Source organism: Thermococcus indicus (genome assembly GCF_006274605.1).
Lineage (GTDB): Archaea > Methanobacteriota_B > Thermococci > Thermococcales > Thermococcaceae > Thermococcus > Thermococcus indicus.
The window spans coordinates 527913-545501 of record NZ_CP040846.1; the positions used below are offsets into that span (position 1 = coordinate 527913).

Annotated in this window: 15 protein-coding genes; 7 read left to right on the forward strand and 8 right to left on the reverse strand. The window is 56.5% G+C overall.

Features of this window, described 5'->3' with window-relative positions:
- Positions 1-33 precede the first annotated feature (33 nt).
- From shyA to shyB, 4 genes are read right to left on the reverse strand one after another with little or no spacing between them, the layout of a single operon-like run.
- The gene (gene shyA / locus FH039_RS02775; RefSeq protein WP_139680130.1) at positions 34-1281 is read right to left on the reverse strand and encodes an NAD(P)-dependent hydrogenase/sulfhydrogenase 2 subunit alpha; all 1248 of its coding nucleotides are present in this window, start codon (positions 1279-1281) and stop codon (positions 34-36) included.
- Positions 1278-2018, reverse strand: a complete 741-nt coding sequence (shyD, locus tag FH039_RS02780; RefSeq protein ID WP_139680131.1) for an NAD(P)-dependent hydrogenase/sulfhydrogenase 2 subunit delta — start codon at positions 2016-2018, stop codon at positions 1278-1280. The genes shyA and shyD overlap by 4 nt, the downstream gene beginning before the upstream one ends.
- A complete protein-coding gene (gene shyC / locus FH039_RS02785; RefSeq protein ID WP_139680132.1) occupies positions 2015-2884 on the reverse strand; it encodes an NAD(P)-dependent hydrogenase/sulfhydrogenase 2 subunit gamma in 870 nt (289 codons plus the stop codon). The genes shyD and shyC overlap by 4 nt, the downstream gene beginning before the upstream one ends.
- On the reverse strand, positions 2881-3885 hold the full coding sequence (gene shyB / locus FH039_RS02790) for an NAD(P)-dependent hydrogenase/sulfhydrogenase 2 subunit beta (protein ID WP_139681592.1): 1005 nt from the start codon (positions 3883-3885) through the stop codon (positions 2881-2883). The genes shyC and shyB overlap by 4 nt, the downstream gene beginning before the upstream one ends.
- Positions 3886-4052: 167 nt before the next feature.
- Here shyB and nuoE point away from each other — a divergent pair, with 167 nt between their 5' ends.
- From nuoE to FH039_RS02805, 3 genes are read left to right on the forward strand one after another with little or no spacing between them, the layout of a single operon-like run.
- Positions 4053-4517 carry an NADH-quinone oxidoreductase subunit NuoE gene (nuoE, locus tag FH039_RS02795; protein WP_139680133.1) on the forward strand — a complete coding sequence of 155 codons (465 nt, stop codon included), beginning with the start codon at positions 4053-4055 and terminating at the stop codon, positions 4515-4517.
- Complete coding sequence (gene nuoF / locus FH039_RS02800; RefSeq protein WP_139680134.1) at positions 4510-6312, forward strand: NADH-quinone oxidoreductase subunit NuoF; 1803 nt, start codon at positions 4510-4512, stop codon at positions 6310-6312. Before nuoE ends, nuoF begins: the two co-directional genes overlap by 8 nt.
- Position 6313: 1 nt before the next feature.
- Positions 6314-9169, forward strand: a complete 2856-nt coding sequence (locus tag FH039_RS02805) for an NAD(P)-binding protein (RefSeq protein WP_139680135.1) — start codon at positions 6314-6316, stop codon at positions 9167-9169.
- Between the two features lie 25 nt (positions 9170-9194).
- Here the strand turns inward: FH039_RS02805 and FH039_RS02810 are convergent, their stop codons facing one another.
- Positions 9195-10373, reverse strand: coding sequence for an aminotransferase class V-fold PLP-dependent enzyme (locus FH039_RS02810; protein WP_139680136.1), 1179 nt, complete (start codon positions 10371-10373; stop codon positions 9195-9197).
- Positions 10374-10439: 66 nt separating this feature from the next.
- Positions 10440-11342 carry an asparagine synthetase A gene (locus tag FH039_RS02815; protein WP_139680137.1) on the reverse strand — a complete coding sequence of 301 codons (903 nt, stop codon included), beginning with the start codon at positions 11340-11342 and terminating at the stop codon, positions 10440-10442.
- Positions 11343-11541: 199 nt separating this feature from the next.
- On the opposite strand from FH039_RS02815, the gene FH039_RS02820 reads away from it, so the two are divergent.
- Positions 11542-12123, forward strand: a complete 582-nt coding sequence (locus tag FH039_RS02820; protein ID WP_139680138.1) for a P-loop NTPase family protein — start codon at positions 11542-11544, stop codon at positions 12121-12123.
- Here the strand turns inward: FH039_RS02820 and FH039_RS02825 are convergent.
- Positions 12116-12895, reverse strand: coding sequence for a hypothetical protein (locus tag FH039_RS02825; RefSeq protein ID WP_139681593.1), 780 nt, complete (start codon positions 12893-12895; stop codon positions 12116-12118). The two genes, FH039_RS02820 and FH039_RS02825, sit on opposite strands and share 8 nt — an antisense overlap.
- A 29-nt stretch (positions 12896-12924) precedes the next feature.
- Complete coding sequence (locus tag FH039_RS02830) at positions 12925-14079, reverse strand: pyridoxal-phosphate-dependent aminotransferase family protein (RefSeq protein WP_139680139.1); 1155 nt, start codon at positions 14077-14079, stop codon at positions 12925-12927.
- A gap of 165 nt (positions 14080-14244) precedes the next feature.
- Between FH039_RS02830 and FH039_RS02835 the strand changes: the two genes are divergently transcribed.
- The 3 genes from FH039_RS02835 (at position 14245) to FH039_RS02845 (ending at position 17444) form a co-directional block, all read left to right on the forward strand.
- Entirely contained in the window at positions 14245-15411 is a 1167-nt protein-coding gene (locus tag FH039_RS02835) for an MFS transporter (protein WP_139680140.1), read from the forward strand.
- A gap of 219 nt (positions 15412-15630) precedes the next feature.
- A complete protein-coding gene (locus FH039_RS02840) occupies positions 15631-16179 on the forward strand; it encodes a 50S ribosomal protein L16 (RefSeq protein ID WP_139680141.1) in 549 nt (182 codons plus the stop codon).
- A 122-nt stretch (positions 16180-16301) separates the two neighbouring features.
- The gene (locus tag FH039_RS02845) at positions 16302-17444 is read left to right on the forward strand and encodes an RNA ligase (protein ID WP_139681594.1); all 1143 of its coding nucleotides are present in this window, start codon (positions 16302-16304) and stop codon (positions 17442-17444) included.
- Positions 17445-17589 lie beyond the last annotated feature (145 nt).

Sequence of the window (17589 nt, forward strand, 5' to 3'; positions counted from 1 at the left end):
ACTTTAGATTTTACAGCGATAAAAGGAAAGGGGTCAAAACTTAACGAGGTGCACGGAGCAGGAGATACAGGGGTCGAACGCCCTTACGGTCTCCTCAAGCCTTCCTATCATCGCCCTCTCGTCGGCCTCGCCGTACAGTTTTCTGGCCTCCTCCAGCAGGCTGGCCTCCATCATCGCGTGGTTCAGCGCCGTTGGGGTTATTATGTTGGAGTAAGCGACCTTGCCGCTTCCGTCTATCCTGTAGTGGTGTATAAGGACCCCTCTCGGGGCCTCGACGTAGCCTATCCCCTCGCCCTCCCTGGGCTCAACCGGGACGTTCTCCCCTTCGATGCCCCTGTCGAGAAGGGTCTTTGCTATCTCGTTTGCCCTCTCGAGGGCATAGACCAGCTCTATAGCCTGGGCTAAGTTGTTGTAGCTAACGTAACCTGAGGAAAGTTTCTCCCTGTGCTCCTCAAAGAGTCTCTTAGCGGTGGGGGTGAGCATCTCCGACTTGAGGAGCAGTCTCGGCAGCGCCCCGACAAAGAATGCCTCGCCCTTGTAGCGGCTCTGCTTGGCAAAGCTGTAGACGAGGGAGCGTTCCTCTATCCTCTCGGTGTAGTGGAAGGCACCTTCCTCATCAGAGACCAGTCTTTCGCCCCAGAGGTAGCCGTCGGTGGCGACGAAGTGCCTTGCCTGGGCGCCGTATGGATCCAGTTGGGCGAAGAGCCTCACCGCTCTCCTCGCCAGCCTGAGGAGGGCTTCGCTTTCCTTCTCCACCCTCTCGAGCTCTTCCACCGTTGGATACCTGCCGAATCCGCCTGGCTTGACGTTTATCCCGTGTATCTCCCTGCCGCCTACCATCACCCTTATCCTGTTGCCGAAGGCCTTCAGGGCGAGGCCTTCCTTCACGAGTTCGCCGTGTTTTGTGGCCATCCGTATGGCGTCGGGATAGCCGAAGACGTCCGGGGCAACGAGGAGGTAAAGGTGCAGTGCATGGCTTTCCAGAAGTTCGCCGATGAGTCCGAGCTCCCTGAGGAGCGTTATCTCCCCCGGAACCTCAACGCCGAAGGCCCTCTCGATTCCAATGACCGAGGCGACGCTGTGGGAGAGGTAGCAGATGGCGCATATCCTCGCTTCAAGGTCCGGAACGTCGTAATAGTGTCTTCCCAGGGTGAGCAGTTCGAAGAATCTCGGCCCTTCGACTATCTGGAGCCTGACGTCCTTTACCTCGCCGTCCTCGATGACTATCTCGGCTTTGCCGTTGCCCTCAACGCGCGTGAATTCCCGCATCTCAATTATCATGGCTCCCACCTCGCAAAGGTCTTGAACTTCCTCACGATGTACTCGTCATCGTAGCCGAGGTCCTTGAGTATCTCGTACTCCCCGGCCGGGTTTACCTCGCCCGGCAACGGGCCTCTGCACCCTATGCACCCGAGGCCGGAGCGCACGCAGACAGCTTTGCAGCCCCCGTAGGTTATCGGGCCGAGGCAGGGAAGGCCTTTCTTCACCAGCACGCACTCGTACTCGTTGAGCTTGCACTCAATGCAGACGGGATAGTCCTTTCTAACGGGTTCGATGCCCTTGTCTATGTCCATGAGCACCTGGTAGACTTCCTCCTTGTCGTACGGGCATCCGGGGAGAGCAAAATCAACAGCCACGTATTCGACGACCGGTTTGGAGTCGAGGGCGCGCATCGGGTTCCCACCGTCTCCATAGACTGCCTTCAGCTTCTCCCTGATGGGCAGCTCAACGCTCCCCTGAACCGACCCGTGGGTCGCACAGGTTCCGAGGGCGATGAGGTACTCCGAGTGGTTTCTCGCCTCCTTGAGCAGGTTCAGGTCGCGCTGGGTCGAGACGGTTCCCGTTACGAGTGCAACGTCGTAGTGGTTCCCCTCGCTCAGGCTGGTCGCCATGTGGAACTCGGTTATCTCGTAGAATTCGAGGAGGTCGAAGAGCTTCTCGTAGAGGAAGAGAATGTTTAGTGCACAGCCGCCGCAGTCTGTAAGCTCAAAAACTGCCAACTTGAGCTTGTCCATCATATCAACCCCCTTGTGGAGAGAGCGTCCCAGTACGTGAAGACCGGTCCGTCCTTGCAGACGTACTTGATGGACGTGCTCGTTCCAACGATGCAGTGGCCGCACTTGCCTATCCCGCAGCGCATGCGCCTCTCCAGGGTCATGTATATCCTTCCGGGAGAAAGCTTTCTGTCGAGGAGTTCCCTTATGACGAACTTGTACATGACCGGTGGGCCGCAGATGAGGGCGTAGGTGTTCTCGACGTCGAACTCCTCTCCCCTGAACAGGTCGGTGACGACACCCTTGCACACCCTGTCCGAGAAACCCCTCTCAAGATAGATGCACGAGGGGCTTTCAACCTCGTAGGCGAGCTTGACGCTGCAATTCATGGCCTCGCCGTGCTTCAGGAGGTGTATTATCTCGTCACGGAAGAGTATGTCCTCGTAGGCCTTGGTTCCGTAGAGCAGCCAGACGTTCTCGTATTTGCCTGTGTCGATGGCGTACCAGAGAACAGAGCGAAGGGGCGCCATTCCGAGACCGCCGGCGACAAGAATCAGGTTCGAACCCTCCATCTTCTCCATGGGGAATCCGTTTCCGTAGGGCCCGCGGATCCCCACGACGTCTCCTTCCTTCATCTTGTGAACGAACTTGGTCATCCTGCCGACCTTTCTGATGCAGAGCTGGAAGTAGCCCCTCCTCGTGGGTGAGGAGCAGATGCTTATCGGGAACTCGCCGAAGCCGCGTATGTCAACGATGACGAACTGCCCGGGCCTGAAGTCGAACTTGGCCTCAACCTCGGGGTCGAGGAAGCGAAGTGTGAAGAGCTTCTCCCTCGACGTCAGGTCCTTCACTTCGAGAATCCTTGCGTCGTACGTCTGGTACGGGTTCATTGGAGCGACCCCCTTACCTCCTCAAGAACCTTAACGTGCTCTATCTTCGCCGGGCAGAACTCGTCGCATCTTCCACACCCGACGCAGTTGTAGCCGGCCGACGGGTCAAAGTAGCTCTTGCAGTAGTAGCGGTGCCTGAAGCGGTCCAAACGTGTGGGCCTGAAGTTGTGGCCTCCCGCAACGAGTCCATGATTTTCCATGAAGCAGGAGTCGTAGCGCCTCTCGCGGACGGCTTTGTACGCGTCCACCCAGCGGTCGCAGACCTCGTAGCAGCGACACGTCGGACAGACCATGTTGCAGTTGCCGCAGGCGAGGCATATCTCAGCGTACTTCTTCCACACGGGGCTGTTGTATGCCAGATCAAGCATGTCGGCGAGGCCCTCCTGTGGAAGCTCCTTCTGGAAGGCTTTGGAGCGCTTCTCCTCGAACTCCTTGAAGTTGGCGAGGTCCTCGTCGGTCACCTCCTCGAACAGCTCACCGTTCTCCCAGGCTATCTCGTGGCCGCGGACGCTGCCAATCCTCACAAGCCATCCGTCCGGCAGCTCGTGAAGGAACAGGTCGAAGCCGTCCATGGCGAAGTGCGTACCGAGGCTCTTGCAGAAGCAGTACTCGTCGGGCATGCAGCTTATTCCTATTATCAGGGTTTTCTCGCGCCTGCTCTTGTAGTACGGATCGGCCGGCTCGTCGAGGTACACCTTGTCGAGTATCTTTAGACCGTGGATATCACAGGGATGGAGTCCAAAGAGGACCATGGGCTCTGCTTCTACCTCCTCTTCCCAGCGGCCGTTTTTCAGCCTGAGAATGGCCTCTTTGGGCCTGAAGAAGAACTTCTTCGGCGGGAGCATGGTTCTGTTGTAGTCGAGAGCCATCTCCCCGGGGTCGTGCACTTCCTGGAAAGAATAGATGCACCCTCTTTTGACCGGGGCATACAGGGTACCCCAAGCCTCAAGGGACTTGAAGAACCTCCCAAAGTTTTTGGAGGATAGTTTTATATATCTCAAGGGCATCACCGCCTTAAATGGGATTACAATTTTAAGTTTGTAAAGAATCGATTTAAGAATTTTTCAAACGAATGGTTACCAACCAGATGTTACAAACTTGTACTTTAGTGCACGCTTATAAACATTAAAGTTGAGACTCTTTTGAGAAAATCCCGTGGTGATGCGAGATGGAAGCCTCGTTCGATTACATGCGCTCTTATCCACCGGAACCGAGTTCCCTAATCCCTCTTCTCCAGAGAACCCAGGAGCGCTTCGGTTACCTTCCCCGGGAGGCCCTTGAAGAGATTGCGAACTACCTCGGCGTCCCTCTCAGCAGGGTCTACGGCGTGGCGACATTCTACGCCCAGTTCAGGTTTGAACCCCTCGGGAAGTACGTCGTCAAAATCTGCCACGGCACAGCCTGCCACGTAAACGGCGCCGTGAACATATCCCAGGCGATAACGGAAGAGCTTGGGGTTGAGGAGGGGCAGACTACCGAGGACGGGCTCGTTACCCTTGAGCGCGTCGCCTGTCTCGGATGCTGCAGTTTGGCCCCGGTCATAATGATAAACGACAAGGTCTTCGGCAAGCTCACGCCTGACAAGGTCAGGAAGCTGATGAGAAAGCTCAGGGAGGGGAAGCTCGATGTCTGAAATCAAGGCCATCGCTGTCGGCATGAACTCCTGTGGAATAGCTGCCGGCGCGAGAGAGACCTACGAAGCCATAAAGGCCGAGCTCGAGAGAAGGAACCTCGACGTGAAGCTCAAGATAGTCGGCTGCGTCGGCATGTGCTACCGCGAGCCCCTCGTTGACATCATCACCGACGACGAGATAATCACCTACGGGCACTTTGACCCCAAGAAGGTTCCGAGAATCATCGAGGAGCACGTGGTCAACGGGAAGCCGGTCGAGGAGTGGATAGTCAAGCGCGACTGGTGGGAGGACGGCGAGAGGAAGACCTGGGACGTTGACGGCTACTTCGCCAAGCAGAGGAAGATAGTGCTCGAAAACTCCGGCTACATAGATCCGGAGAACATCGATGAGTACATCGCTGCCGGTGGCTATGAAGCCCTCAAAAAGGCCCTCAAAATGGAGCCCGAGGAGATAATAGACGTCATCATGAAGTCCGGGCTGAGGGGAAGGGGCGGTGCAGGCTTTCCGACCGGCCTGAAGTGGAAGTTCGCGAGGGAGGCCAAGGGCGACGTCAAGTACATCGTCTGCAACGCCGACGAGGGCGACCCCGGAGCGTTCATGGACAGGAACGTCCTGGAGGGCGACCCGCACCGTGTTATTGAGGGCATGATAATCGGTGCCTACGCGATTGGGGCAACCAAAGGGTTCATCTACGTGAGAGCAGAGTACCCGCTCGCCATAAGGAGGTTGAAGATAGCGCTGAAGCAGGCGAGGGAGAGGGGCTTCCTCGGTGAGAACATCCTCGGCTCGGGCTTTTCCTTCGACATCGTCATCAAGGAAGGTGCCGGGGCTTTCGTCTGCGGCGAGGAGACAGCGCTGATAGCCTCCATTGAGGGCAAGCGCGGAATGCCGAGGCCGAGGCCACCGTATCCGGCCCAGAAGGGTCTCTGGGGCAAGCCGACCAACATCAACAACGTGGAGACGTGGGCCAACGTGCCCTGGATAATCAAACACGGATGGGAAGCATACGCCTCGATAGGAACCGAGAAGAGCAAGGGCACCAAAGTCTTCGCCCTCTCGGGCAAGATAAAGCACGGCGGAAACGTCGAGGTTCCGATGGGCATGACGCTGAGGGAGATACTCTACGAGATAGGCGGTGGGACGAAGACAGGCAAGAGGATCAAGGCCGTCCAGCTCGGCGGGCCCTCCGGAGGCTGTATCCCCGAGTACCTCTTCGACACGCCCGTTGACTACGAGAGCGTGAACGCTACTGGGGCCATAATGGGGAGCGGCGGAATGGTCGTCATGGACGAGGATACATGTATGGTTGACGTGGCGAAGTTCTTCCTCGATTTCACCGTCAAGGAATCCTGCGGAAAGTGCACCTTCTGTCGCCTGGGCACCAAGAGGATGTGGGAGATACTGGACAAGTTCACCAAGGGAGAGGCGACGGAGGAAGACCTCGAAAAGCTCGAACGGCTCGCCTACCAGGTCAAAGCCGGGTCGCTCTGCGGCCTCGGGCAGACTGCACCTAACCCAGTTCTCACAACGCTCCGCTACTTCAGGGACGAGTACCTTGCCCACATTGAAGGAAAATGCCCCGCCAAGGTCTGCAAGCCGCTCATCAGGTACGTCATTATAGCCGACAGGTGCACCGGTTGCACCGCCTGCGCCATATTCTGTCCTGTCAAGGCTATCAGCGGCGAGAAACTGAAGCCCCACGTCATAGACCAGGAGGAGTGCATCAAGTGCAGGACCTGCTACGAGGTGTGCCGGTTCGATGCGATAGAGATAGTCGATGCGGGGGGTGAGTGAAATGGTCAAAATCATAGTCAACGGGAAGGAAATCGATGCTCCAGAAGGAAAGCCGCTCATAGACTTCCTCCGTGAAATAACCCATATCCCCGGCTTCTGCTACACGAACGAGCTCGACCCCTACGGCTCGTGCCGCTTGTGTCTCGTCTCCACCAAGAGGGGAGTCACAACCTCGTGCACCCTCAAGCCGATGGAGGGACTTGAGTTAGAGACCCTCAGCGACGAAGTCATCTCAATGAGAAAGACGGCACTTGAGCTCATACTCTCGGACCACTACGGCGACTGTATCGGCCCCTGTCAGGACGGCTGTCCGGCCCACAGCGACGTTCAGGGCTATTTAGCGCTCATAGCGATGGGCAAGTACCACGAGGCGGTCAAGCTGATGAAGGAGAAGTACATCCTGCCGGCTGTCCTTGGAAGGGTCTGTCCGGCCTTCTGTGAGGACGCCTGCCGGAGGAACCTCGTGGAGGAGCCCCTCGCTATAAGACAGCTGAAGAGATACGCGGCCGACTATGACCTTGAGCACGGCCCGTGGATGCCCGAGATTCCGCCCTCGACCGGGAAGAGAATAGCCGTCGTCGGCGGCGGGCCGGCAGGATTAGCATGCGCCTACTACCTCAGGACGATGGGTCACGAGGTCACGATAATCGAGGCGATGCCCCAGCTCGGCGGAATGATGCGCTACGGCATTCCGCCCTACAGGCTGCCGAGGGATGTTCTTGACAGGGACATAGCGACCGTTATCGACACGGGAATAGAGGTGAAGACCAACACCGCCCTCGGAAGGGATGTGACTCTCGACGAGCTCCGCGAGAAGTACGATGCCGTCTTCCTCGGCGTTGGCGCCTGGAGAAGCAGGAAAATGGGTATTCCTGGAGAGGAACTTGAGGGAGTGATGCACGGCATAGAGTTCCTCAGGAAAGTCAACATGGGCGAGGAAGTGAAGCTCGGGGAGCACGTTATAGTCGTCGGCGGTGGAAACACGGCCATGGACGTTGCGAGAACAGCTTTGAGGCTCGGTGCAAAGGTTACCGTCGTTTACCGCCGCTCACGGGAGCAGATGCCCGCCAACGAGAGGGAAGTTGAGGAGGCGATGGAGGAAGGCGTCGAGTTCCTCTTCCTCACGAACCCGGTGAAAATCCTCGGCGACGGGAAGGTCGAGGAGGTGGAGCTCATAAAGATGCGCCTCGGCGAGCCGGATTCAAGCGGCAGGCGGAGGCCTATACCGATCGAGGGCTCGGAGTTCAGGGTTAAGGCTGACAACGTTATCCTCGCCATAGGGCAGTACTGCGACGAGGAGTTCCTCAAGAGCCTCGGCATCGAGGCAAGGCGCGGAAAGGCGGTAGTTGATGATGTTACTCTCCAGACGAGCGTTCCCGGTGTCTTCGCCGGCGGCGACCTCGTCCTCGGGCCGTCAACGGTCATCGAGAGTATAGCCACGGGGAGGAGGGCCGCGATAATGATAGACCTGTACCTCAAAGGCAAGCTCGATAAGGCGAAGGAAGTCCTCACCGAGCCCGAGAAGCACGTGGGAGAAGTCCTAAACGACGACGACCTGTATAGGGTTCTCTTCGACCTCAGGCCCTACAACCACTGGAAGAAGGTCACCGAGAAGGACTATGAGAGCGTTGAAAGAAAGCCGAGGGCGAAGGTGAAGCTCCTCGATCCGGAAAGGCGGAAGAAGACCTTCGAGGAGGTCGAGCCGAACCTCCCGGAGGAGCAGGTTCTTGAGGAAGCGAGGCGCTGTATGAGCTGCGGCTGTATGGAGGTCTTCACCTGCAAGCTGAGGGAGTATGCGACGCTTTACAACGCTCAGCAGTACGCCTTCGAGGGCGAGCAGAACAAGTTCGAGATAGACGAGAGCCATCCGTTCGTTACCCTCGACAACAACAAGTGCGTCCTCTGCGGCCAGTGCGTCAACTTCACCCACGAAATAGCCGGAGAGGGGGTGCTGGACTACCTGTTCCGCGGATTCAAGACGAGGATCTCGCCGCCTCTCGGCGAAACCCTCGGCGATGTGGAAGGCAGGTTCATCGGGGAGATGATAGACCTCTGTCCGGTTGGAGCGATAACCGAGAAGCTTCCCTTCGTCAAGCCAGGGCCTTGGAAGACGAAAGCCGTTCCAACGGTCTGCAACGGCTGCTCCTTCGCATGTGAGATGAATGTGGAGGTCTACGACGGTATGCTCGTGAGGGCATCGAGGGTGGAAAACTCTTGGAACGGGCACCTCTGCGACGTCTGTCGCTTTAACAGGCCCTGGGCTGAAGACCTTGCCGGACCGCTCCTCAACGGCAAACCGGTGAGCTGGGAGGAGGCGAAGCGCTTCATGGCTGAGAGGGACTACGCCCTGATTTTAACTCCGGAGCTGACGAACGAAGAAATCGCTCAACTAAAGGCCTTCGCTGAGGATAAGGGCATCCCGGTAGGCTCGACCGTTAGTGGAAGCCTTTCTACGGCCACCCTTGAAGATCTCAGAAACGCTAAGAGGATTCTCCTGAGGGCTGATCCAGATAAGTTCCCGCTCCTTAAGATACTCCTGAAGGGCAAGGAAATCGTCGAGGAGGGCTACGACGTTGCGATACTCGAAAGCCCGGCAGTGCCTCTCGACGTTCCAACCCTCATCCTCCACGATGGAGTGAATGCCGCCGGACTCCTGAAAGCAGGAATAACGGGAATCCCGGAGAGCGAGGCCTACGTCGTCGTTGGCCGGCCCACTAAGGAACTGCCCGGAGACGTCCTTGTGGTTCCAGCGGGTGTGTGGGCAGAGAAGAGCGGAACCGTAACCAACGCCTTTGGGATGGAGTTGAAAATGGAGGGGGCGAGGGAAGGTTATTCGCCGGTGAAGTTTTTCTCGTGATTTTCTTTTCTCTTTGAGCTTTGATTCATTCGCCCATCGCCCCGAACAGAGCCTCAAGGAAGGCCTCAACATCTTCCAGCGTGTTGTACAGGTGCGGTGAGACCCTTATTCCGTAGTGGCTGAGGACGCCGCGGTGACTGACCGAGATTCCCTCCGCGGCGAGCTTTTTGTGCAGTCTCTCCTCTTCCTCGTAGCTTAGGCCCGTCTTTATCGTTACTATTGGTGAACCCTCCGCGAAGACATCAAGGCCCGCACTTAGAACCTCGTCCCTTATCCTGCCAGCTAACCTGAGGTTGTGGCGCTCTATCTCCTCGATGCCTATCTCGTTTATTAGCTTCAGGGACGCGAGGAAGGCTGAGGCCATAAGGTACGGCGGCCCGCCGCCGAAGTCGAGCTTCTTGACGCCCCTCGCGGGCTCCAGTTCGCCCCATGGATTCTTCTCCGGCAGGCCCCACCAGTTACTCCACTCTCCGGTCGGCGGCTCGTTGTTGAGCAGTCCGGTTATTGGCTTAGCCCCCTCTAAGAGCTCGTCGGAGACATAGATTAGTCCAGCTCCAGTGTCCGGGCTGAGGAGCCACTTTTCACCACCCGCCGAGAGAGCATCAACGCCCTCCTTTTCAGGGAACAATCTCATGGCTCCGAGGTGCTGGACGGCGTCAACTATCAGCCAGGCGCCGTGTTCATGGGCAACCCTCGAAAGCTCCCTCAGGTTGAGCCTCTCTCCGGTGACCCAGTTCACCGAGCTGAGAACGACGGCAAACGTGCTGTCGTCTATCGCCTTCTCTATATCATCCAAGGTGTGAACTCCGTTCCTGTTTCTCACAACGCGGAGCTCAAGGTTGAAGCGCCTCGCGTAGCTCCTGAGAAGCGCGGGCACGGTTGGAAACTCCGTGTCCAGCGAGACGATGTTCTGACCCTTCTTAGGCTCAAGTGCCAGCAGAATCCTCCTCAGGCCCTCCGTGGTCTGTATGGAGAGACCGACGTTTTCTGGGTTAACCCTCATCAGCCTTGCCGCCTCATCCAACAGCGGCTTCAGGACGACCCCGTCCATGTAGTCAACCGAGTTGACCTCCCCCCTGAACTCGATAACGTCGTTGAGGAGCTTTGTAGCCTCAAGAAGAGCCCTCGAGGGCATCAGCCCAAGGCTCGCGGTGTTGAGGTATGCCTTAAACCTCCTCAGTGCTGGAAACAGGCTTTTCCTCATAGAAATCCCCAAAAGAAGTAGGGAAGGATGGTTTAAATGGATTTTGAAAGGGGATGTAAAAAGGCCTCAGATGACCGCAGGGACGCCTGGAATCCTTGGGAACGGCTGCACCTCCGCTATGTGCTTTGCCCCTACCATGTAGCGGACCAGCCTTTCCACGCCGATTCCCGCTCCGGCGCTGGGCTTTAAGAGGCCGGCCTTGGCTACCTCTAGGTACGGCCTGAAAGCGTCGAGGCTTATCCCTGCCTTCTTCATCTTCCTCACGATGACCTCGTACTCCCACTCTCTCTCGCCGCCGCTCGAGACCTCGCCGTAGCCCTCGGGAAGGTAGAGGTCGTAGTTTCTGAAGTGGCCGGGCCTCTCGGGGTCTTCCCTGTCGTAGAACTCCCTTTCGATGTCCGTCACCCAGAAGGGTTCCTTCATGACCCTGCTGGCCTCGTCCTCGTCCCCGAACTCCTCCTTTATCTCCTCCAGCGTGAAGCGCTTGAACGGTGTTTTAACCTTTGGAACCTCCCTCTCGAGCCCCCAGCTTCCCGCTTCCTTGAAGAGGCCGCTGATGAGTCCCTCGATGAGGCCCATCACATCGTCCATGCTCGCGTAGGCTATCTCGAAGTCGAGCTGAGTGAACTCGTAGGCGTGTCTGCCGTCGTCGGCTGAGCGTCCCTCAAGCCTGATGTTGGGCGATAGGATGAAGAGCCTTTCAATGCCCATAGCCACCGCCATCTGCTTGTGGAGTATCATGCTGTGGGTCAGCCTCAGCCTCGAGCCGTAGACCTCGACCTCGGGCGGTCTGAGCGCCTCTTCGGCGGCCGGATCTGGCCAGAGCGGGTCTGTGATGGAGCTGAGCATGACCGGAAGCATCCACTTGAAGCCCCTGCTCACCATGTATCTTGTCATATAGTCAATTACTCTCGTCTGTATCTCCATGATAGGTTCAATTTTTCTGGTCACAATTTGGAGAGCGTTCATATCTATCACCTAGTTTTTGTCACCGACTTTCCCCTTTATGGTCTTTGTGCAAAAACTTTTGGATTTTGGGCAAAATATGACATTTAACTGCGGTGATTTTTGAATATACGACAATAAATTGTGCTTCGTTTGACGTTTATCAACGCCCGCCGGCGATAGCGTTATAACGCCAGTCGAGAACCTCCTATGGTGGTAAAGCATGGGAGTGTACATATTCACGCCTGAGGACCTGATACGCTACGGCGCCGCGAGGGAGGAGCAGCTTGAGGTTCTGAAGAACGCAATTCTCTCCAAGAAGGACATCCTGGTGGTCGGTTCCAGCCGCTCCGGAAAGACCAAGCTGGTTGAGGCGCTGATGCACTTCATACCCGACGACTGGAAGGTGGCAGTCATCACTGCCTACGGAGAGTTCAAGCCCTTTAAGCCGAACATCGTTGTTATAGACACTCAGTTCGACAGCCAGCCCCTGGAGAGGCGCACTTCTGACGTTATCTCCAGAATCAAGGCTTTGAATCCGGACTACGTCGTCATCGATACCCTTCACACCGTTGACGCCGCGAGAATATTCCGGGAGCTCATAGACGATTACGCCTTCATAGTGACCTCCCTCGCCCTCACGGATGACATAAAGGACGAGGTAAGGCACTGGCTCAGGATAAGCGGTGAGACCTTCGACAAGTTCGACATCGTTGTGGAGCTTAAGAGGGACTTCAGGACCGGCAGGAAGAGTATAAACCGCATATACGAGGTAAAGAACGGGGAGCTCAGGCCCGTTATTTAGGTCTCTTCCTTTCCTTCAGCTTTCTCCATCCGTCCATTATCTCGCTTCTGACCTTTCTCTGCCCCTCTTTCGTGAGGTAGCCCTTTCTCCACGCGGCGTACATGATGCTGTTGAAGGCGAGCGTGGCCACAACCGCCAGAAGCAGAGAGTTGATGGCGACACCGGCTATCGTTCTCTGGGTTCTCCTGAACATTCCGAGGGCAACGTAGTCGTTGGGGGTCATGTGCTTCATGGGCAGAACAGCTCTCTCGGTGCCATCCTCCGGCATAAGGGAGAGCATGTGGTTCCATGTGACGACGTATACGTTGATGTGAGTCCCGTTAACGGTGCAGTTTGGTATTACCACCTTTTCCTCTTCCCAGAGGCAGCTTCCGTTCTCGAGGAGCCTTCCGTGGACGTTGGTGTGGTCATAGGTCTGGAAGTAGAAGGTGCCGTTGTCCGGGTTAACCTTCACAACCTCTATGTCCTGCGTCGCCCCGCCGTAAACGAGGCCGCGGAAGAAGCGGTAGAGCTTATCTATCAGTGAGTTGCTGAAGTACTCGTCCTCCCAGACTATGTAGTAGTAGAGGCTCCCATCGTAGTCCACCATGTAGAGTATTCCCATTGGCCTGTCGTCCGGGGCTGTATGGACGACCGGGGTGTAGAGGTCTATCATGTCGCTCTGCCCCGGCAGATAGCCTTCCATTGAATATCCACTTGAGGCGAGCCCAACGAACCAGAAGATAAGGAAGTTGAGAACGAGCCAGATGGTTATCCACTTCTTCGAGACCATAACCTTCACTGAAATAAAAAGAAGAAGGCTCAGCCCTTAAGCTTTTCTATTACCTCCCTGAGGTTGGTGAGCATCTCCTCGATGTCCTCAAATGTCATGTAGCCCATGTTTCCAATCCTGAAGGTCTTCTCGGCAACACTTCCGTAGCCCTTGGCCAGCTCAAAGCCGCGCTCGCGCATCGCGTTGTAGACGTCCACTCCCTTCATTCCCTCTGGGACGACGACCGCTGTGATGGTCGGGCTCTCGTAGCCAGGCTCGGCCAGAACGCCGAGTCCCATTTCCTTGACGCCTTCCCTTATCATCTCGCTCCTCTTCCTGTACATTCCAAGCCAGGCATCCTTGCCGCCCATCTTCTCGACTATCCTGAGCACGACGTTGAGGCCGAATATCTGCGGGAGCGGGGGAGTTGAGGGGGTTCCCTTCTTCTTGCCGTTGAACTTCTTGTAGAGCGGTAAGTCAAAGTACCAGCCGCGCTCGGGCATCTTCTCTGCGATCTCAAAGACCCTCTCGCTCACAGCTGCAACGGCCAGGCCGGGCGGGACGCCGAAGGCTTTCTGGCTGCTCGCGAATATCATGTCGAGGCCCCACTTGTCAAATTTGATGTCCGCGCCGCCCATGGCCGAGACCGCATCGACGAAGAGCAGCTTGTCGTGCTCGTGAACGACCTTGGCCAGCTCGGGGAGCGGGTTCAGCACGCCGGTAGAGGTCTCGTTGTAGGTTATGGTCACGGCATGAACGTCGGGGTTCTTTCTGAGGGCCTCGTCGAGCTCCTCTGGCTTGACGGCGTAGCCGGGCTCCTTCCTCAGAATGACTGCCTCCCTGCCGTTGGAGTTGACGACCTCGGCGAACCTGTCTCCAAACGCCCCCACGGTCGTGACGAGAACCTTTCCCCCTCTAGGAACGGTGTTCCTGACGGCCGCCTCCATGAATCCCGTTCCGGAGCTCGGGAAGAGTATCACTTCGCCTTTCTCGGCTTCGAGAAAAGCCTTGAGTCTGTTGAGGGTGTCAACGTGAACCTCCTTGGCCTCGGCCGAGCGGTGGCTGAACATCTGGACGCCCATTATCGCGAGAACCTCGGGGAAGCATGCAACCGGGCCGGCCGTAAAGAGCTTGTACTTCGGCTTGACGAGCTCGTACAGCTCCCTGTAGGCTTCTTCGTACTCCATTTCGAACCTGAGTTCCATCAGCATCACCTCGGCGGGAGTTTGGAGGGGAGATATAAAAAGGGTTCGCTGGGGGCCTGCACCGATTGGTTGAAGTTCCACTCATTTATTCCATCGATAACTGAAAAATCTTCGGCACGGTCAATACTTTTAAAAGTTTCACCCTAACGCTTAGAAGGTGGTCTGATGGAAATAAGACGCCTCGCTGGAATAATCCTTCTCATCCTCTCCGCCTTCACAGGGACTATAGCCTTCCGCCTCGCCACCCCAGCCATAGCGTTCTATACGCGTGACATACTCAAGGCTTCGATGCTCTCCGTTTCAATCGTCTCGATGTCGTTCGTGCTCGCGAGGGCATTTTCGTCAGTCTTCGGCGGGTTGATGCTCGAAAGGGGCAAGAGGCTCGTCTATATCGGCGCGATAGCAATGATGGGGAACGCCTTGGCGGTTCAACTCTATCCCCTGACCTCAACTTGGGTTCAGGTTGCGGGAATAAAGCTCCTCAACGGCTTCCTCAACGGTCTGAGCTGGCCGATGGCACAGTTTGTGATAGCGGTCGCAACGCCAAAGGAGATAAGGGCGAGGGTCACGGCGATATACTTCTTCTTCGGCAGCATCGCTTCCCTCCTCGGAAACTACGTCTACGCCTACACGATAGACCTCGGACTGGGCGGTCAGATGTGGATTTCCTCCGCGTTCTTTATCCTGACCGGCCTGATAATGGTGGCCAGCTACATCCTCCTCTATGAGAGGATAACGCCCAAGAGGAAGAAAACTCCCGACGGTGAAAGGCCAAGCCTCGACCCTAAGAGGGTTCTAATCATCGCCTCGTTGATGGCCGTTATAGTGGCCTTTACCTCTGGCGAGATAACCTACGTCTACGTCTCCGAGGCTTTGGGAATGGAGAAGGCAACGACCGCAACGCTCATCGGCTGGGCCGGTTTCCTCGCCGCGATGCTGAGCTACTTCGCCTCCTGGCTCGCCGACGTGAGGAGCGAGAGGCGGATGGTTCTGCTCACGTCCATAATGGCCGCGGTTTCTCCGCTTTTGGCAGCTATAAAGACCGCCCCGACGGTTTTCCTGGGGATATTCCTTGCCCTCTTCGCCTTTCAAAGCTTCAGACCGATTTCCAGAAAGGTCTTGGCGAGCTACCACCGCTCCTCCCTGGCTATCGGAGGCGTCAACGGCGTCCAGAACCTCTCGACCTTCCTCGGGGGGATGCTGTTTGGCTTTGCGTACTCGCTGGGCGAGCTCCATGGGGTTGTGACACTCAACCTTGCCCTGCTTGCATTTACTCCAGTTTCGGTGGCCCTGCTCTGGCAAGGCGTTAAGCTTAAAGGTGGTGGGAAGTGACAGCTGGTGTCGGCGAGCACTCCAAAACTTTTATAAAAGCGAGGGCAAGCTAAGTTTAGGCTTAGCTCTCATTGAGATTACTGCGAAATGCCAATAACCCTTGGAGGGGTAACGGGCTCAAGACCGAGCCCTCGGGCCGATGTCCGAAACCGGCAACGGGAGTAGGAAAAGCCCGTAAACCGATTCACTCGGAGGTCAGGCTCATTTGGAGGTGAGAGTATGGGACTGAGACCAGCCAAGATTGATAGGGACGTTGACAAGCCCGCTTACACGAGGAGGGAATACATACGCGGTGCGCCCGGTCCGAAGATAACGATCTTCGACATGGGCAACCTTTCGGCTGAATTCCAGTACGAGGTCAGCCTTCACGCCGAGCAGGCCATGCAGATAAGGCAGAACGCCCTCGAGGCCATCCGTATCCAGGTGAACAGGTACCTCCAGAAGAACGTCGGTAGGAGCAACTACCACTTCAAGATAAGGATTTACCCGTTCCAGGTTCTCCGTGAGAACCCGATGGCTACCGGAAGGAAGGCCGACCGTTACGGAAACGGTATGAGGAGGCCCTTTGGAAAGCCGATAGGCCTCGCCGCCCGCGTCAAGAAGGACCAGAAGATACTCACCGTCTGGGTGAACGAGAACCACCTCAAGTTCGCCCTCGGCGCCATGCACAGGGCCAAGATGAAGCTGCCCTACAGCGCCTACTACAGGATCTACGACAAGGAAGGCAACGACATCACCAGCAAGGTTCTCTCGACCATGAAGCGCTGAAGCACAGCGCTTGTCCTCTTCTACATTTTCATAACCCCTTGTGTTTGCGCTTTTGAGGGATGTTTTTGCCATATATTCATAATGATTATTAACGATGCAGTCCAACTTAGACTGGTGGGATGATGGTAAGCTCAAGCTTTAGGGTAACCCTTCTCAAACTCGGCCTCCCCGAGAACAGGCTGGTGGTTCTTGAAGGCAAGGGTGGAGTGGTGGAGGGCGAATTCGAAGGCATCAGGTACGTTCGCTTTAGGGATTCCGCAAGGGGCTTCCGGCGTGGAACGGTCGTCTTTGAGAACGGCGATGTCGTTCTTGGATTCCCCCACATAAAGCGCGTCGTCCAGCTGGAGAGGGGGATAAAGCGGGTCTTTAAGAACAAACCCTTCTATGTCGAGGAGAAGGTGGATGGCTACAACGTCCGCGTCGTTAAAGTTAAGGACAGGGTTCTCGCTCTAACGAGGGGCGGCTTCGTATGTCCCTTCACGACGGAGAGGATACTGGACTTCATAAACGAGGAGTTCTTCAAAGATTACCCCAACCTCGTCCTCGCCGGCGAAATGGCCGGGCCAGAGAGCCCGTACATCGTCGAGGGGCCGCCCTACGTGAAGGAGGACATCGAGTTCTTCCTCTTTGACATCCAGGAGAAGGGGACTGGAAGGAGCCTTCCGGTGGGGGAGAGGTATAAACTTGCCGAGGAGTACGGCATTCGTCACGTTGAAACTTTCGGCCTCTACGACCGTTCAAAAATTGAGGAGCTGCATGAGCTGATCGAAAGGCTCAGCAGGGAGAGGAGAGAGGGCATCGTCATGAAAACGCCCGACATGAAGAGAATCGCGAAGTACGTAACGCCCTACGCTAACATCAACGACATCAAAATAGGCTCCCACATATTCTTTGACCTGCCCCACGGCTACTTCATGGGACGGATTAAGCGCCTTGCTTTCTACCTCGCGGAGAGGCACATCAAGGGCGAGGAGTTCGACGAATATGCTAAGGCCCTCGGAAAGGCCCTCCTCCGGCCCTTCGTCGAGAGCATCCACGAGGTCGCCAACGGCGGCGAGGTCGAGGAGGTCTTCACGGTGAGGGTGAAGAACATAAGCACCGCCCACAGGATGGTGACCCACTTCGAAAGGCTCGGCGTGAAAATCCACATCGAGGACATCGAGGATCTGGGCAACGGCTACTGGCGGATAACCTTCAAGAGGGTTTATCCCGACGCCACGCGCGAGATGAGGGAGCTGTGGAACGGCAGGGCTTTCGTGGACTGAGCAATGCTTCAAAAATTATTCCTGTGGAGATTATCTTGGGGAGGATAATCTTTGTGGGTTGAAAGTTTGCCCACACCCCTGATTTTTCCATCTGGAGATTCGGCGGATGAAGTTCCGGACACTAATCCAGCTCAGTGCTAATGGC

Bases quoted from the DNA above. Each gene is read 5' to 3' on its own strand.
- FH039_RS02820 (WP_139680138.1), top strand. From the start codon at position 11,542: ATGGGAGTGTACATATTCACGCCTGAGGACCTGATACGCTACGGCGCC.
- nuoE (WP_139680133.1), top strand. From the start codon at position 4,053: ATGGAAGCCTCGTTCGATTACATGCGCTCTTATCCACCGGAACCGAGT.
- FH039_RS02810 (WP_139680136.1), bottom strand. From the start codon at position 10,373: ATGAGGAAAAGCCTGTTTCCAGCACTGAGGAGGTTTAAGGCATACCTC.
- FH039_RS02830 (WP_139680139.1), bottom strand. From the start codon at position 14,079: ATGGAACTCAGGTTCGAAATGGAGTACGAAGAAGCCTACAGGGAGCTG.
- nuoF (WP_139680134.1), top strand. From the start codon at position 4,510: ATGTCTGAAATCAAGGCCATCGCTGTCGGCATGAACTCCTGTGGAATA.
- shyC (WP_139680132.1), bottom strand. From the start codon at position 2,884: ATGAACCCGTACCAGACGTACGACGCAAGGATTCTCGAAGTGAAGGAC.
- FH039_RS02815 (WP_139680137.1), bottom strand. From the start codon at position 11,342: ATGAACGCTCTCCAAATTGTGACCAGAAAAATTGAACCTATCATGGAG.
- FH039_RS02845 (WP_139681594.1), top strand. From the start codon at position 16,302: ATGGTAAGCTCAAGCTTTAGGGTAACCCTTCTCAAACTCGGCCTCCCC.
- FH039_RS02840 (WP_139680141.1), top strand. From the start codon at position 15,631: ATGGGACTGAGACCAGCCAAGATTGATAGGGACGTTGACAAGCCCGCT.
- FH039_RS02805 (WP_139680135.1), top strand. From the start codon at position 6,314: ATGGTCAAAATCATAGTCAACGGGAAGGAAATCGATGCTCCAGAAGGA.
- FH039_RS02825 (WP_139681593.1), bottom strand. From the start codon at position 12,895: ATGGTCTCGAAGAAGTGGATAACCATCTGGCTCGTTCTCAACTTCCTT.
- shyA (WP_139680130.1), bottom strand. From the start codon at position 1,281: ATGATAATTGAGATGCGGGAATTCACGCGCGTTGAGGGCAACGGCAAA.
- FH039_RS02835 (WP_139680140.1), top strand. From the start codon at position 14,245: ATGGAAATAAGACGCCTCGCTGGAATAATCCTTCTCATCCTCTCCGCC.
- shyD (WP_139680131.1), bottom strand. From the start codon at position 2,018: ATGATGGACAAGCTCAAGTTGGCAGTTTTTGAGCTTACAGACTGCGGC.